18 protein-coding genes and 1 other annotated feature are annotated in these 14,157 nt (G+C 31.2%); of the genes, 17 read left to right on the top strand and 1 reads right to left on the bottom strand.

Features of this window, described 5'->3' with window-relative positions:
• Position 1 precedes the first annotated feature (1 nt).
• From hisB to BN1865_RS16430, 10 genes are all read left to right on the top strand, one after another.
• Positions 2-589 carry an imidazoleglycerol-phosphate dehydratase HisB gene (hisB, locus tag BN1865_RS16385; protein WP_050638326.1) on the top strand — a complete coding sequence of 196 codons (588 nt, stop codon included), beginning with the start codon at positions 2-4 and terminating at the stop codon, positions 587-589.
• A 19-nt stretch (positions 590-608) separates the two neighbouring features.
• Positions 609-1,214 carry an imidazole glycerol phosphate synthase subunit HisH gene (gene hisH, locus BN1865_RS16390; RefSeq protein ID WP_050638617.1) on the top strand — a complete coding sequence of 202 codons (606 nt, stop codon included), beginning with the start codon at positions 609-611 and terminating at the stop codon, positions 1,212-1,214.
• Positions 1,211-1,948: a 1-(5-phosphoribosyl)-5-[(5-phosphoribosylamino)methylideneamino]imidazole-4-carboxamide isomerase gene (gene hisA / locus BN1865_RS16395; RefSeq protein WP_050638327.1), complete on the top strand. Its 738-nt coding sequence runs from the start codon at positions 1,211-1,213 to the stop codon at positions 1,946-1,948. The genes hisH and hisA overlap by 4 nt, the downstream gene beginning before the upstream one ends.
• A complete protein-coding gene (gene hisF / locus BN1865_RS16400; protein ID WP_050638328.1) occupies positions 1,918-2,685 on the top strand; it encodes an imidazole glycerol phosphate synthase subunit HisF in 768 nt (255 codons plus the stop codon). The genes hisA and hisF overlap by 31 nt, the downstream gene beginning before the upstream one ends.
• Positions 2,682-3,326 carry a bifunctional phosphoribosyl-AMP cyclohydrolase/phosphoribosyl-ATP diphosphatase HisIE gene (gene hisIE, locus BN1865_RS16405; protein ID WP_050638329.1) on the top strand — a complete coding sequence of 215 codons (645 nt, stop codon included), beginning with the start codon at positions 2,682-2,684 and terminating at the stop codon, positions 3,324-3,326. Before hisF ends, hisIE begins: the two co-directional genes overlap by 4 nt.
• On the top strand, positions 3,326-3,559 hold the full coding sequence (locus tag BN1865_RS16410; protein ID WP_050638330.1) for a hypothetical protein: 234 nt from the start codon (positions 3,326-3,328) through the stop codon (positions 3,557-3,559). Before hisIE ends, BN1865_RS16410 begins: the two co-directional genes overlap by 1 nt.
• Positions 3,543-3,995 carry a GNAT family N-acetyltransferase gene (locus tag BN1865_RS16415; RefSeq protein WP_050638331.1) on the top strand — a complete coding sequence of 151 codons (453 nt, stop codon included), beginning with the start codon at positions 3,543-3,545 and terminating at the stop codon, positions 3,993-3,995. Before BN1865_RS16410 ends, BN1865_RS16415 begins: the two co-directional genes overlap by 17 nt.
• A 52-nt stretch (positions 3,996-4,047) precedes the next feature.
• Complete coding sequence (rbr, locus tag BN1865_RS16420; protein WP_232780425.1) at positions 4,048-4,638, top strand: rubrerythrin; 591 nt, start codon at positions 4,048-4,050, stop codon at positions 4,636-4,638.
• A gap of 78 nt (positions 4,639-4,716) precedes the next feature.
• On the top strand, positions 4,717-5,571 hold the full coding sequence (locus BN1865_RS16425) for a MurR/RpiR family transcriptional regulator (protein WP_232780426.1): 855 nt from the start codon (positions 4,717-4,719) through the stop codon (positions 5,569-5,571).
• Between the two features lie 125 nt (positions 5,572-5,696).
• Complete coding sequence (locus tag BN1865_RS16430; protein WP_082190021.1) at positions 5,697-6,503, top strand: Cof-type HAD-IIB family hydrolase; 807 nt, start codon at positions 5,697-5,699, stop codon at positions 6,501-6,503.
• Positions 6,504-6,541: 38 nt separating this feature from the next.
• On the opposite strand, the gene cysK is transcribed toward BN1865_RS16430, so the two are convergent.
• Entirely contained in the window at positions 6,542-7,468 is a 927-nt protein-coding gene (gene cysK, locus BN1865_RS16435) for a cysteine synthase A (protein ID WP_050638334.1), read from the bottom strand.
• A 121-nt stretch (positions 7,469-7,589) separates the two neighbouring features.
• Between cysK and BN1865_RS16440 the strand changes: the two genes are divergently transcribed.
• The 7 genes from BN1865_RS16440 to BN1865_RS16470 all read left to right on the top strand — a co-directional run bounded on the left by BN1865_RS16440 (position 7,590) and on the right by BN1865_RS16470 (position 14,152).
• On the top strand, positions 7,590-8,378 hold the full coding sequence (locus BN1865_RS16440) for a histidinol-phosphatase HisJ family protein (protein WP_050638335.1): 789 nt from the start codon (positions 7,590-7,592) through the stop codon (positions 8,376-8,378).
• Between the two features lie 46 nt (positions 8,379-8,424).
• Positions 8,425-8,775, top strand: coding sequence for a hypothetical protein (locus BN1865_RS16445; protein WP_050638336.1), 351 nt, complete (start codon positions 8,425-8,427; stop codon positions 8,773-8,775).
• A 38-nt stretch (positions 8,776-8,813) separates the two neighbouring features.
• Positions 8,814-9,980, top strand: coding sequence for a cation diffusion facilitator family transporter (locus tag BN1865_RS16450; RefSeq protein WP_050638337.1), 1,167 nt, complete (start codon positions 8,814-8,816; stop codon positions 9,978-9,980).
• Between the two features lie 50 nt (positions 9,981-10,030).
• Positions 10,031-10,265: a binding site (T-box leader), on the top strand.
• A 37-nt stretch (positions 10,266-10,302) separates the two neighbouring features.
• A complete protein-coding gene (locus tag BN1865_RS16455; protein WP_050638338.1) occupies positions 10,303-11,322 on the top strand; it encodes a methionine ABC transporter ATP-binding protein in 1,020 nt (339 codons plus the stop codon).
• Positions 11,323-11,988, top strand: a complete 666-nt coding sequence (locus BN1865_RS16460) for a methionine ABC transporter permease (RefSeq protein WP_050638339.1) — start codon at positions 11,323-11,325, stop codon at positions 11,986-11,988.
• A 14-nt stretch (positions 11,989-12,002) separates the two neighbouring features.
• A complete protein-coding gene (locus tag BN1865_RS16465) occupies positions 12,003-12,824 on the top strand; it encodes a MetQ/NlpA family ABC transporter substrate-binding protein (RefSeq protein ID WP_082190022.1) in 822 nt (273 codons plus the stop codon).
• 140 nt (positions 12,825-12,964) lie between these two features.
• Positions 12,965-14,152: an HD-GYP domain-containing protein gene (locus BN1865_RS16470; RefSeq protein ID WP_050638341.1), complete on the top strand. Its 1,188-nt coding sequence runs from the start codon at positions 12,965-12,967 to the stop codon at positions 14,150-14,152.
• Positions 14,153-14,157: the final 5 nt, after the last annotated feature.

The following is a 14,157-nucleotide window of genomic DNA, read 5'->3' on the forward strand; positions in this document are numbered from 1 at the left end:
TATGCGTATTTCTACAATTGAAAGAAAGACTCATGAAACAAAAATAACAATGACTCTTAATCTTGATGGTTCAGGAATTGCTCATATTGATACAGGGGTTGGATTTCTTGATCATATGTTGGAATTGTTAGCATTTCATAGCCAATTTGATTTAGATGTTCAATGCATTGGAGATTTAAAAGTAGATAGTCATCATACTGTCGAAGATTTAGGAATTGTTTTAGGACAATGTCTTTTAGAAGCGTTAGGTGATAAAAAAGGAATTACACGTTATGGTCAAATGAGTATTCCAATGGATGAAACATTAGTCACCACTACATTAGATTTGAGTGGACGTCCTTATTTAGTTTATCAGGCTGAACTTAAAACTCAGCTTTTAGGAAATTATGAGACTGAAATGACCAAAGAATTTTTTAAAGCTGTCAGTGATCATGCTTTAATGACACTACATATTCAGGAATTATATGGTGAAAATACACACCATATTATTGAAGCTATGTTTAAAAGCTTTGCTAGAGCATTAAAACAAGCAGTAACAATTGATGAAAAGAATAAAAATCTTGTTGTTTCATCTAAAGGAGTTTTATAAATGAAAGGGGTGTATGATCTTGGTTGTCATTATTGATTATAATGTTGGGAATTTAAAAAGTGTTCAAAATGCTTTTTTAAGAATAGGGGTAGAGACAATTGTTAGTCGTGATCATGATGTGATTCGTCAGGCTCAAGGGATTGTTTTGCCAGGTGTTGGGACTTTTCCAGTGGCAATGGAAAATCTTGAAAAATATCAATTAATTGATATTCTTCAGGAAAGAAAAGATGCAGGGATTCCGATTTTAGGAATTTGTTTAGGAATGCAGATTCTTTTTGAAAAAGGATTGGAAATTAAAGAAACCAAAGGTCTGGGATTTTTACAGGGTGAAGTGAAGAAAATGGAAGTTGATGAAAAGATTCCACATATGGGATGGAATGAATTATGTTTTTGTCAGCAACATCCTTTATTAAAATATATTCATGAAAAAGATTATGTTTATTTTGTTCATTCTTTTATGGCTTTTCCTGCTGATGATGAACTTATTGCTTATTGTGATTATGGTGGTCAAAAAGTAACCGCAATTGTTGCTAAGAATAATGTCATGGGTTGTCAGTTTCATCCTGAAAAAAGTGGTGAAGTCGGAAAACACATTTTATTGGCATTTAAGGAGATGATATCATGATACTTATACCTGCAATTGATTTAAAAGATGGTGAAGCTGTTCGTTTATATAAAGGTGATTATCAACAAAAAAGTGTGTATTCTTCTCATCCTGAGGAGATTGCTCTTGCCTTTGAAAAGATGGGAGCAGATTATTTACATGTTGTTGATTTAGATGGGGCAAAAGATGGCATGACTTCTAATTTAAAAACAATTCAAAAGATTCGACAAGTTCTCTCTATTCCAATGGAATTAGGTGGCGGTATTAGAGATATGGCAACTGTTGATTTATATTTAAATGAGATAGGAATTGACCGTGTTATTTTAGGAACAGCTGCTATTGAAAATCCAACTTTTTTAAAAACAGCACTGCAAAAATATGGCCCACAAAGAATTGTTGTTGGCGTTGATGTTAAAGATGGTTTTGTTGCAACATCAGGCTGGCTTGTGAATACTCAGACACATTATCTTGATTTCTTAAAAGAATTAGAAAAAATTGGTGTAGAATATATTGTTTGTACAGATATTTCTAAAGACGGGACACTGTCAGGTCCATCATTTGATTTATATGAAGATATTCATCAGAAAAGTTCTATTCAATTTGTGGTATCTGGTGGAATTAAAGATGCACAGGATATTTACAAAGTGAATCAAAAGGGGTATTATGGGTGTATCGTTGGAAAAGCCTATTATGAAGGAAAAATTGATCTGAAAGAGGTGATAACATGCTTGCAAAAAGAATCATTCCCTGTTTAGATATTAAAGATGGAAAAGTTGTGAAAGGTGTCAATTTTGTTGGTTTAAAAGACGTTGGTGATCCGATTGAAATTGCTAAGCGATATGATGAGCAATGTGCTGATGAAGTGGTTTTTTTGGATATTACTGCGACTTATGAACAACGTGATATTATCAAAGATTTAATTCAAAGAGGTGCAAGTGAACTTTCCATTCCTTTAACTGTTGGTGGTGGGATTCGTACACTCGATGATTTTCGAATGATTTTATCAAGTGGTGCGGATAAAGTATCAGTGAATTCAGCTGCAATTAAAAATCCTCAATTAATTAAAGATGCTTCAGATGAATTTGGTGTTCAGTGTGTTGTGGTGGCTGTAGATGCGAAAAAACGTGATGATCAAAGCGGTTACGATGTTTATATTGCTGGTGGTCGTGAAAATACAGGGTTAGATTTAATTCAATGGGTCAAGCAATGTGAAGCACTAGGGGCTGGAGAAATTTTATTGACATCGATGGATCGTGATGGTACGCGTGATGGTTTTGATATTGAGATGTTAAAAGCTGTCATTGATGCTGTCTCTATTCCTGTTATTGCTAGTGGTGGTTGTGGTGGCATTGAAGATATTGTGGAAGTTTTTAAAGAAACTTCTTGTGATGGTGCTTTAGCTGCCTCATTATTCCACTATGGTGAAGCAACGATTGATCAAGTGAAAGAAGAATGTGCAAAACATTCAATACCTGTAAGGAGAAATTTATGAGACCAGATTTTGAAAAAGGAAATGGTTTAGTCCCTGCAATTGTTCAGGACTATCAAACCAAACAAGTTTTAATGCTTGCTTATGTTAATGAGGAAGCTTATGAAAAAATGTTAGCAACAAAAGAAACATATTATTATTCTCGCTCACGTGATGAACTATGGCATAAAGGCGAAACGTCAGGACATTTTCAATATATTAAAGGTATGTATTTAGATTGTGATGAGGATACTTTACTCATCTATGTTGAACAAGTTGGTGCGGCTTGTCATACTGGCACATACTCATGTTTTTTTAATGAAGTTTTACCTTATCGTTTTTCTCAAAATATTTTTCATGATTTATATGATGTGATTGCTGATCGAGCAGTTCATCCTATTGAAAAATCATATACAAATTATTTATTAGATCAGGGTGTTGATAAAATTTGTAAAAAAGTTGGAGAAGAAGCGAGTGAAACGATTATTGCTGCTAAAAATCATGATAAAGAAGAATTAATAGGAGAAATCGGTGATTTATTTTATCATACTTTTGTATTGATGTATCAACAGGGAATAACTGTTGAAGATGTTGAAAATAAATTAGCCCAAAGGCATCAAATTTCAGGAAATAAGAAAGATTTTCACACTCGAGGTGAATATTAATGAAAAATATTGTCAGTAAATATGTGTTAACATTATTTGGTTTATTGGTTGTCTGTACAATCATTCATTTTTTAGCAATCGCACCCACATTAGAAACATTTATATTAGATGATGTTTGTAGTGGGATTTTGCAGATGTTTTCACTATTTATTGCTGAACCAGTGATTTGTGTTATTATTATTGTAGGAATGATTAATCATCAGGAAAAACAATACTATGATTCAATTTCGTAGAGCTTCCTTAGATGATCTTGAACTTTTGGTTGGATTACGCTTGCATGATTTACAAATGTTTTCAAATCAGCCTATCCAACCTCAAATCATTCAAAATATTCGTCAATTTTATCAAGAAAAGCTATCACAGCATAGCTGTGAAACAATATTAGGATATGATCAAGAATATCTTATTGCATCTGCTTCGCTTTACCAATATCAGGTTTTACCATCTCATCAAAATCCAACTGGTTATGTTGGACAATTGACAAATGTCTGGGTGCATGATGACTATCGTCATCAAGGACTAGCTACACAGATGATCGACTATTTTATAAGTCATTATAAGGGTAAAGTAGGGATGATTTGTTTAAATGCTTCTCATGATGGTATGCAATTGTATCAAAAACTTGGCTTTATAAAGAAAGAGAATTATTTTGTGATGCATTTAGAATAATTATCTTTTTTCTCGTTTATACTAAGAATACCTAAGGAGGTAGAAAATAGGTATGAAATTAGAAGAAAGTCAAACAAAAGAGAATTTAATGCGTGCATTTGCGGGTGAATCACAAGCACGTAATCGTTACACATTTGCTTCTGGAGAGGCTATCAAACAAGGGTATCATATGATTGGCGATGTGTTCTTATTTACAGCCAATCAAGAAAAAGAACATGCTGAAATTTTTTATAAACATCTTGAACCTATGGCTGGAGAAACAATTTTTATTGATGGTGGATATCCAATTGATATTTCTAAAGATATCAAAACTTTATTAGATTATGCCAAACATAATGAATATGAAGAATATGGAGATGTTTATCAGCATTTTGCTGAAGTTGCAAAACAGGAAGGATTTTTAAAGATTGCACAGGATTTTAAGAATATTGCTGAAATTGAAAAAACACATGGTGATCGTTTTGGTCAATTAAGTCAATGGATTGAACAAAATGAACTTTATCATTCTTCTTCAAAGATTCAATGGATGTGTTTAAATTGTGGTTTTATCTTTGAAGGTACACAAGTTCCTGAAAAATGTCCTGTTTGTGATCATGATCAAGGATATTTTATTCGCTTAAATTATGCTCCATTTACAAAATAAAATGCCAAAAAGGCATTTTTTATTTTATCATATGATTTTCAACATAATAATGATAAAATAAATACATAGGAGTGATAAATGATGAATATATTTGCATTATTAAAAATAACAAAAGATTTCACTCATAGTGAAAAAGCCGTTGCTCAATTTATACTAGAACATCCCCAGGAATTTTTAAATATGAATACTAAACAAATAAGTGATGAATGTTTTGTTTCCACATCAAGTATTTATCGTTTATGTGATAAACTTAATCTTTCTGGATTGTCTGAACTCAAAGTTAAGATATCTGGATCTATCGATAATTATTTTAAAGATAACAATGACTTTGATTTTAATTTCCCGATTCGGCAAAATCAGACACATTTTGAAATCATTCATAAATTAAAAGAAGATTATGAGCAAACTGTTTTATCAACTTCTGAATTATTTCAATTAGATCAACTCAAACATACAGTTCATGCTATGAAAAAAGCCAAAGTCATTGATGTATATACATCAGCTGGTAATATTCCATTTGCTTTAAATTTTCAGTTTCAGATGTTAGAAATTGGTATTCGAGTTCATGTTCCTATTGATGAGTATCAACAACAGTTAACGGCTGCATCAAGTGATGAAACCCATTTTGCAATTATGATTTCCTTTGAAGGAAGAGGATTATTAGCACATACAATCCCTCTGCTTTTAAATCGAAATCAAACACCTATTTTATTAATCTCTTCACCAGATTATCCATTAGATGATTTATCATTTCAATATCATTTGTATATGTCTCATCATGAAGATCATTATCATAAGATTTCTTCTTATTCAACAAGACTCTCTTTATTATATATTTTAGATGTATTATATACCTGTTATTTTGAATTAGATTATGAAGAGAATCTGTCAAAAAAACTTCATTATTATCATCATATGACAAGTCATCAGTAAATTGGGAAAAAATTATTTTTTTTCATAAAAATAATAGAGAAATTTGAGAAAAAATAACATAATAAAATAGATATATTGAGATGTTATTGGGTTTTTATATAATTATTAAAAAGAGGAGGAAAAGTATGGATATTAAAGCAATTATGTGTGATGTGGATGGAACTTTGTTGACAAGTCAACAAGTTGTTTCACCAATGACAGTGGAAATGATTAAGGCGGCTAGAGAAAAAGGAATTTTATTTGGTTTATCAACTGGTAGAGATGTGAATAGTGTACGCACTTTATTAAAGACATGGGGTATTGATGGTTTGGTTGATTCAATTGTTGGAACTGGTGGTGCAGAAATTTATGATTATGTATTAAATGTTGAAAAATCAAGTTATCCACTAGATGGTGAATTAATCAAAGATATAATTAAGCATTATGAAGATATGGATGTGAATTTTGCAATTCCTTATGATGGTATCTTATTTTCACCTAAGGATGATCGTTATATTCAAACTCTTGCAAGAGATGATAAAGTTCCTTATGAAGTTGTAGACTTTAATGAATTTTTAAAAGAACCAAGACCAAAGTTAATTATTATTTGTGATCCTGAGTATATGGATAAAGTGGTTGAAAGAAGTCAAACATTTTCAAATGATCGTTTTAAATCATCTTCATTAAAAACAGCCAGTATTTTATATGAATATATGGATCCACGTGTGACAAAAACACATGGATTGGAAGAAGTTATGAAAATGCATGGATTGTCAATGGAACAGTTATGTACATTTGGTGATGCTGATAATGATTATGATATGACAATGAATGCTGGTGTTGGTGTTGTGATGGCCAATGGTAGTGATAAGACAAAGAGTGTCGCAGATTTTATTACTGATGATAATGATCATGATGGCATTGGAAAATTTATTCAAGAACATATTTTATAAAGTAAAAAAGTTTTGGCTTAGACCAAAACTTTCTTTTTCTATATAAACAAATCTGTTGATAAATAACGATCGCCACCATCAGGAAGAATGACAACAATGTTTTTATCTTTATTTTCATCTTTATAGGCTAACACTTTCCCAATATGCAGTGCGGCACCAGAAGAAATACCAACCAAAATTCCTTCCCTTTTTGCAAGTTCACGAGCCGCTTCAAAAGCATCATCAGTCGTAATTGTCATGATTTCATCATAGATATCCTGATCTAAAATTTCAGGAATGAAGTTGGCACCAATTCCCTGAATTTGATGTGGTCCCGCTTTTCCTTGTGTGATAACAGGTGAATCAGCAGGTTCAACAGCGACAACTTTCATATGAGGATGTTTGGACTTTAAGTATTGACCAATCCCACTAATCGTTCCACCCGTTCCAATTCCAGCAACCAAAATATCAATTTGACCATCCATCTGTTCATCTATTTCTGGACCGGTTGATAAATAGTGCGCTTTAGGATTACTTGGATTGACAAACTGGCCTGGAATAAAACTATTTGGGATATCTTTGGCTAATGCTTCTGCTTTGGCAATAGCTCCACTCATTCCTTCATTTCCTGGTGTTAAGATAAGTTGTGCACCAAAGGCAGTCATTAATTTTTTACGTTCTTCACTCATTGTTTCAGGCATAACAATAATGACTTGAAAACCTAAAGTCGCACCAACAGCACAAAGACCAATTCCAGTATTCCCGCTTGTAGGTTCAATAATTGTAGCTCCTGGTTTCAATTGTCCACAATTCATGGCGTCTAAGATCATTTGTTTAGCTACACGATCTTTAATACTGCCAGCTGGATTATAATATTCTAATTTTGCAAAAAGATGAGCTTTTAAATGATTTTGCTCTTCTATATGATGTAATTGCATGATTGGTGTATGACCAACTAAATCATTAAAACTATGATATATATTCATATTGATTCCTCCGTTTTGTTATGTTTATTATAGTTTTGAATCTTAGAAAAATCAAAGAATTTGATAATATCTTTTCACAACTGTTAAAAAATGATAAAATAGGGAAAAATGGAGGAGAAGTATGAGAAAAATTGATTATCATATGCATACATGTTTTTCAGCAGATAGCAATGCCAATCCACGCGAACACATTTTAATGGCAATAGAAAAAGGCTTGGATGAAATATGTTTTACAGATCATAAAGATTTTCAGTATCCAGGTTGTCCTTTTGATTTAGATGCTGATGCTTATTTTTATACATTAAGACAATTACAAAAAGAATTTGAAGATCAAATCAAAATAAAAATTGGTTTAGAAATGGGTTTAGATGTTGAATTTATTGAAGACATTAATAGTTTTGTCAATCGTCATGACTATGATTATGTGATTGGATCGATTCATGTCATTCATCAAAGTGAGTTTTATGATCCTGCTTTGTTTTTTAAAGGAAAAAGCAAAGCAGAAGCTCATCGTGAATTTTTTATGAATACTTTAAAATGTGTACAGACATTTGACTGTTTTAATTGTTTAGGACACTTGGATTATATTTGTCGCTATGGTCCTTATGATGATAAACATGTTGAGCATGCTCTTTATCAGGATATTATTGATGATATTTTAAAAACGCTTATTCAAAAAGATAAGGGTATTGAAGTGAATACTTCTGGTTATAGGGATTTAAAAACATGTGGTTTTCCTAATTTTGATATTGTACAAAGATATTATGATTTAGGTGGACGTGTAATAACTGTTGGGACAGATTCTCATACAAGTGATCGGGTAGGAGAACATGTTGAAGAGGTTTTAAAAGAGTACCAGCGAATTGGTTTTGAAGATGTTTCGACTTTCACAAAAAGGGTTAGAGATTAACAATGTTCTATGATATAATAGAAACATGTGATAAGGAGGGACAAAGATGATTTGTTATCAAAAAGAAGATATAACAGATTTAAAAAATTATGAAGGGCAGTATTGTATGCCTAATGCCTTGTTTGATACAATGCAATATAAATTAGTGCGATTAGAAGTGAAATGGGCATATGTGGCATGCTTAAATGTGATGTTAAAGAGTCCATCATTTGATAAAGAGGGGAAAGCCTTTATTAAAGATGATAATCCACAGATTATAACAATATTGAAAGATTTAGCACATAAGAAAGTTGACCAGGAAAAAATTGATGGTTATTTAGAAGAATTAGAAAATAATGGTTTAGTGGAAAAAAATGGTCGAGATGTTTATTTAAAAAAGATATGTAATGTTTTCTAGAATAGAGATTTCTCTATTCTTTTTGAAAGGAGTTTTTTATGTTTGGATTCATAGTGAAAAAGTTTATAAAAGATTATCAGGATACACATTTATCTCAAGTCAGAGAAAAATATGGTATTGTTTGTAGTATTTTATCCATTATTTGTAATGGATTTATGGTTGTTTTTAAATTAATGTTTGGTTTCTTAACAAAATCAGTTGCTATTCAAGCAGATGGATTTAATAACTTATCTGATATGGGAAGTAATCTTGCAACATTATTTGGTTTTAAAATGGCTGGAAAGCATCCTGATTCAGATCATCCCTATGGACATGGACGTTATGAATATATAACAGGATTGGTGATTGCATTTTTAATTTTATTAGTTGCAGTTTCAGCATTGAAAGAATCTGTTATGAAAGTTTTTCAACCTGAAAAACTTAATTTTCAGATAACTGCAGTTGTTGTTTTGATTGTCTCTATTCTTATGAAATTATGGATGTCAGCATTTAATAGAAAAGCTGGTGAATTAATTCAATCAACTTCACTTAAAGCAGCTGCTCAAGATAGCTTAAATGATGTTATCACAACATTAGCAACACTTATTTCACTATGTTTAAGTTTGATTACGGATTTACCAATTGATGGTATCATTGGAACGATTGTTTCTTTGTTTGTATTGAAGTCTGGTGTAGATATTTTTAGGGACACTGTTGATCCATTATTAGGACAGGCTCCTGATAAAGAATTGGTTAATCAGATTTATGAGTTCGTCAAAGGATTTGATAAAGTGATAGGAATTCATGATTTTATGATGCATGATTATGGTCCTGGTAGAAAATATATGACTTTTCATGCTGAAGTAGATAGTCGTGAAAATATTATGGAAATTCATGATCAGATTGATTTAATTGAAAGAGAACTGTTAGATAAGTTTAACATTTTAACAACAATCCATATGGATCCAATTGATATGAATGATGAATTAACACAAGCTTTAAGAAAACAAGTTAAAGAGATTGTTCATCATATGAATGAACAATATAGTATTCATGATTTTAGAATTGTGAGTGGTCCTACTCATACGAATTTGATTTTTGATGTCTTAATTCCGGCTTCAGATGATATCGCACATCGTGAATTAAAGTCTCGTATTGAAAAAGAAGTTCAGAAATTAAATTCATCTTATTTTTGTGTTATTCAAATTGATCACTCTTTTATTTAAAAAAAGTGAAAAAATGTTTGACAATTCTTTATATAAAGGATAATATATTATCAACAACAGTGAAGAGAAGAGTAATTTATGGATTCCTTTTTAGAGAGTTCTTGGTTGGTGAAAAAGAACAAGGTTAAATAAATGAAGATGGTCTTGGAGTTTCATTAGTGAAGTTATTTAGCTAATGGCGGTCGTACCCGTTATAGTACTAGAGTATGTTGGTACTTGAAGAGGTTGTTATAGTGATATAACAATGAATAAAGGTGGTAACACGGGTGATGACTCGTCCTTTTGATAGGACGAGTTTTTATATTATATGGAGGATATAGGTATGATTGAATTAAAAAATATAACAAAGATATTTCATACTCAAAAAGGTGATATTGAAGCTTGCCGTAATGTGAATTTAACAATTCATGATGGGGAAATCTTTGGTGTCATTGGTTATAGTGGTGCTGGGAAGTCAACATTGGTCAGAATCATTAATCAGTTGGAAAAACAAACAAGTGGAGATGTTTTGATTGATGGAGAGAGTATTTCTCAGTTAAGTGCTGATAAGCTTCGTCAAAAGCGTACAAAGATTGGGATGATTTTCCAGCATTTTAACCTTTTATGGTCAAGAACAGTCCAAAAGAATATTGAATTACCATTAGAGATTGCTGGTCTATCTAAAGAACAAAGACAAAGTAAAGCAGAAGAATTGATTAAACTTGTTGGATTGCAGGGGAGAGAGAATGCATATCCAAGTGAATTATCTGGTGGACAAAAACAACGTGTAGGGATTGCCAGAGCACTAGCTAATGATCCAACAATTCTTTTATGTGATGAAGCAACCAGTGCGCTTGATCCTGATACAACAGAACAAATTTTGGAATTGTTAATTCAAATTAATAAACAATTAGGAATTACGATTGTGATGATTACTCACCAGATGGAAGTTGTTCAAAAAATCTGTCATAGAATTGCTGTAATGAGTGATGGTGAAGTCGTTGAGGAAGCAAGTGTTAAAGATATATTTGAACATCCTCATCATGAAATCACAAAACGTTTTGTAAGAGATTTATCAAGTAAAATTGATGATGATAAATTAAATGATAATTTAAAACAAATATATCCTGATGGAATTTTATTAAGATTAACTTTTGATGAAGACATTTCAAGACTTCCAATTGTTTCAAAAGTCATTAAAGAAACAGATTTAGATTTAAGTATTGTTTCAGGAAACTTAACAAATACAATAGATAGTTCATTTGGTGTCTTAATTGTTAATGTTCTAGGTGGACATAAGCAGGATTATGAAAATATTATTCAGAAATTTAAAGATTATCAAGTGATTGTGGAGGTGATCTAGATGAGTGAATTTTTAGGACAAATTGATTGGGATGCTATGATTCTTTCCATTCAGGAAACATTGTTTATGACTTTCTTCTCATTATTGATTGCAGTTGTGTTAGGATTTGGCTTAGGCATTATTCTTTATGTTACTAAAGATGATGGATTGTATCCTAATAAGGTGATCAATCGTATCTTAGATTTTATTGTGAATTTACTAAGAGCTGTTCCATTCATCATCTTAATATTTATCTTATTACCAGTTACAACATTTTTAGTCGGAACGATGTTAGGAGCAAAAGCAGCATTACCTGCTCTCATCATATCCAGTGCTCCTTTCTACGCACGAATGTGTATGATTGCATTAAGTGAAGTAGATAAGGGTACAATTGAAGCAAGTAAAGCAATGGGAGCAAGCAATTTACAGATTATTACTAAAATTCTTATTCCTGAATCAAAACCTGCTTTAATATCAAGTATAACAGTGATGGGCATTTCGCTTGTTGGCTATACTGCAATGGCGGGATGTATTGGTGCTGGAGGACTTGGAAACTTGGCTTACATGTATGGATTTGTAAGACAAAATATGGCAGTTATGTATACTGCAACATTCTTTGTACTCATTATTGTATTTGTGATACAAGGAATTGGCGACTATGTTGTCAAGAAAATTGATAAGCGATGAAAGGGGAAAACAAAATGAAAAAATTATTAAAAATCGCATGTGCATTATTATTAACAGTGGGAATTGTAGGATGTGGAAGTCAAAGTGGAACAAGTAATGAGAAAATATTAACAGTCTCAGCAACTTTAGATCCACATGCAAAAATCTTAGAACAGGTCAAACCTATCCTAAAAGACAAGTATGATATTGATTTAGAAGTGAAAGTTTTGGATGATTATTATATCTTTAATAAAGCATTAAATAGTGGAGAAGTAGACGCTAACTATTTCCAGCATAGACCTTTCTTTAATGAAGATGTAGATAAGAATAACTATGACATTGTTGAAGCAGGAGCTATTCATATTGAACCATTTGGTTTCTATTCAAAAACAATTAAATCTAAAGATGATATTAAAGATGGAGCAGAAGTGATTATTTCTAACTCAGTAGCAGATCATGGTAGAATTTTAGCTATCTTAGCAGATGCTGGATTAATTACAATTAAAGATGGTGTCAAAGTATTGAATGCAACTGTTAAAGATATTGCAACAAATCCTAAAAATTTAAAATTTACTGAAATTAAACCTGAATTATTAGCCACTTCTTTTAAAAATGGTGAAGGTGATTTAGTCGCAATCAATGGAAATTATGCATTACAAGCTGAATTGAATCCTACAAAAGATGCTGTGATTCTTGAATCAGTTGATGCTGATAATCCATATGTTAATATTGTGGCTTGTCAAAAAGGACATGAAAATGATGAAAAGATCAAAGCCCTAGTTGAAGTTTTAAAATCAGATGAAATCAAATCATTTATTGAAAAAACTTATCAAGGTTCAGTTATTGTTGTTGATTAATATAATCATTTGATAAATATGATTCTCTTTAAGGGAATCATATTTTTATTATCTTCAAGTTAAGATTATTTTAAAAATGAGAGAGTTTTGGTTTGAGAATAAGCCTGAATAAGGTATAATAAGCAAAGAGGTGATTTTGTGTGAGATTATGTTTTAATAATTTTTTATTCGCTTTTTCATTTGCTTTAGATTGTGTCGAAAAAGATTATTTTCATACAGCGAGTTTTCATGGAAAAAGAGTAGCATATCTTTCCATGTTATTGGGTGAATATTTTCAATTAGATAAAAATCAAATGAATGATTTAATAGGTTGTGCTATTCTTCATGATAATGGATTAACAGAAAATTATAAATATACTGATAGTGTTACAGAAAATGAATTTTTAAAAATTCATTGTGTTGCTGGTGAAGAAAACATATCTTATATTCCTTTTTTCAAAAATGCACAAAATATAATTAAATATCACCATGAAATGGCAAATGGTGAAGGACCTTTTGGTTTAATGACTTCACAAATACCATTAGGATCACAAATCATTCATGTTACAGATTATGTAGATGTTAATTATCATCTACATAATATGAGTGAAGATGAATTCAATAATATGTGTGATGATCTTAAAAAGTTAAAAAACATTCATTTTGATGAAAAAATAATTGATGCATTTTTACAAACAATCACATATCCATATATTCAACAATGTCAAAATGATTTAAATCAATTACTAAATTATAATATTCACAATATTTATCATGATTTTACCCAATCAGAAATGTTAGCCATATGCCGTTTATTTGCTCGTATTATTGATAATAAATCACCCCATACAAAATCTCATTCAATAGGTGTAGCAACAAAAGCTGCACAAATGTCCCTTTATTATGGTTATGATGAAGATTTAATGCTGGAAATGTTTTTTGCTGGAGCAATGCATGATGTTGGAAAATTGGTTATTGATCGGGATGTGTTAGAAAAACCAGCGAAGTTAACAGATCAAGAATACACTTATATGCAAACCCATGCATATTATACGTATAAAATTTTAAATGATATGGATTTAGGTGATATTGTTCATTGGTCATCTTATCATCATGAGAAACTTGATGGAAGTGGTTATCCCTTTGGAAAGGTTGCTGATGAATTAGATTTCAATGATCGATTAATGGCATGTTGTGATATTTATCAGGCTCTAACAGAAAATCGACCATATAAAGAAGCTCTATCGCATGAAAAGACAATTGAAATTATGCGAAATATGGTGAAAATGAATAAGATTGATGGTCGTATAGTAGAAGATATGAATAAGGTTTTTAAAGATTTGAAATAATGATG

The sequence above is a fragment of the Candidatus Stoquefichus sp. SB1 genome, assembly GCF_001244545.1.
GTDB lineage: Bacteria > Bacillota_I > Bacilli_A > Erysipelotrichales > Coprobacillaceae > Stoquefichus.

What these genes read in the sequence shown, in the direction of transcription:
- hisB (WP_050638326.1), top strand. Translation starts at nt 2, where the DNA reads ATGCGTATTTCTACAATTGAAAGAAAGACTCATGAAACAAAAATAACA.
- hisA (WP_050638327.1), top strand. Translation starts at nt 1,211, where the DNA reads ATGATACTTATACCTGCAATTGATTTAAAAGATGGTGAAGCTGTTCGT.
- hisF (WP_050638328.1), top strand. Translation starts at nt 1,918, where the DNA reads ATGCTTGCAAAAAGAATCATTCCCTGTTTAGATATTAAAGATGGAAAA.
- hisIE (WP_050638329.1), top strand. Translation starts at nt 2,682, where the DNA reads ATGAGACCAGATTTTGAAAAAGGAAATGGTTTAGTCCCTGCAATTGTT.
- BN1865_RS16410 (WP_050638330.1), top strand. Translation starts at nt 3,326, where the DNA reads ATGAAAAATATTGTCAGTAAATATGTGTTAACATTATTTGGTTTATTG.
- BN1865_RS16415 (WP_050638331.1), top strand. Translation starts at nt 3,543, where the DNA reads ATGATTCAATTTCGTAGAGCTTCCTTAGATGATCTTGAACTTTTGGTT.
- rbr (WP_232780425.1), top strand. Translation starts at nt 4,048, where the DNA reads ATGAAATTAGAAGAAAGTCAAACAAAAGAGAATTTAATGCGTGCATTT.
- BN1865_RS16425 (WP_232780426.1), top strand. Translation starts at nt 4,717, where the DNA reads ATGATGAATATATTTGCATTATTAAAAATAACAAAAGATTTCACTCAT.
- BN1865_RS16430 (WP_082190021.1), top strand. Translation starts at nt 5,697, where the DNA reads ATGGATATTAAAGCAATTATGTGTGATGTGGATGGAACTTTGTTGACA.
- cysK (WP_050638334.1), bottom strand. Translation starts at nt 7,468, where the DNA reads ATGAATATATATCATAGTTTTAATGATTTAGTTGGTCATACACCAATC.
- BN1865_RS16440 (WP_050638335.1), top strand. Translation starts at nt 7,590, where the DNA reads ATGAGAAAAATTGATTATCATATGCATACATGTTTTTCAGCAGATAGC.
- BN1865_RS16445 (WP_050638336.1), top strand. Translation starts at nt 8,425, where the DNA reads ATGATTTGTTATCAAAAAGAAGATATAACAGATTTAAAAAATTATGAA.
- BN1865_RS16450 (WP_050638337.1), top strand. Translation starts at nt 8,814, where the DNA reads ATGTTTGGATTCATAGTGAAAAAGTTTATAAAAGATTATCAGGATACA.
- BN1865_RS16455 (WP_050638338.1), top strand. Translation starts at nt 10,303, where the DNA reads ATGATTGAATTAAAAAATATAACAAAGATATTTCATACTCAAAAAGGT.
- BN1865_RS16460 (WP_050638339.1), top strand. Translation starts at nt 11,323, where the DNA reads ATGAGTGAATTTTTAGGACAAATTGATTGGGATGCTATGATTCTTTCC.
- BN1865_RS16465 (WP_082190022.1), top strand. Translation starts at nt 12,003, where the DNA reads ATGAAAAAATTATTAAAAATCGCATGTGCATTATTATTAACAGTGGGA.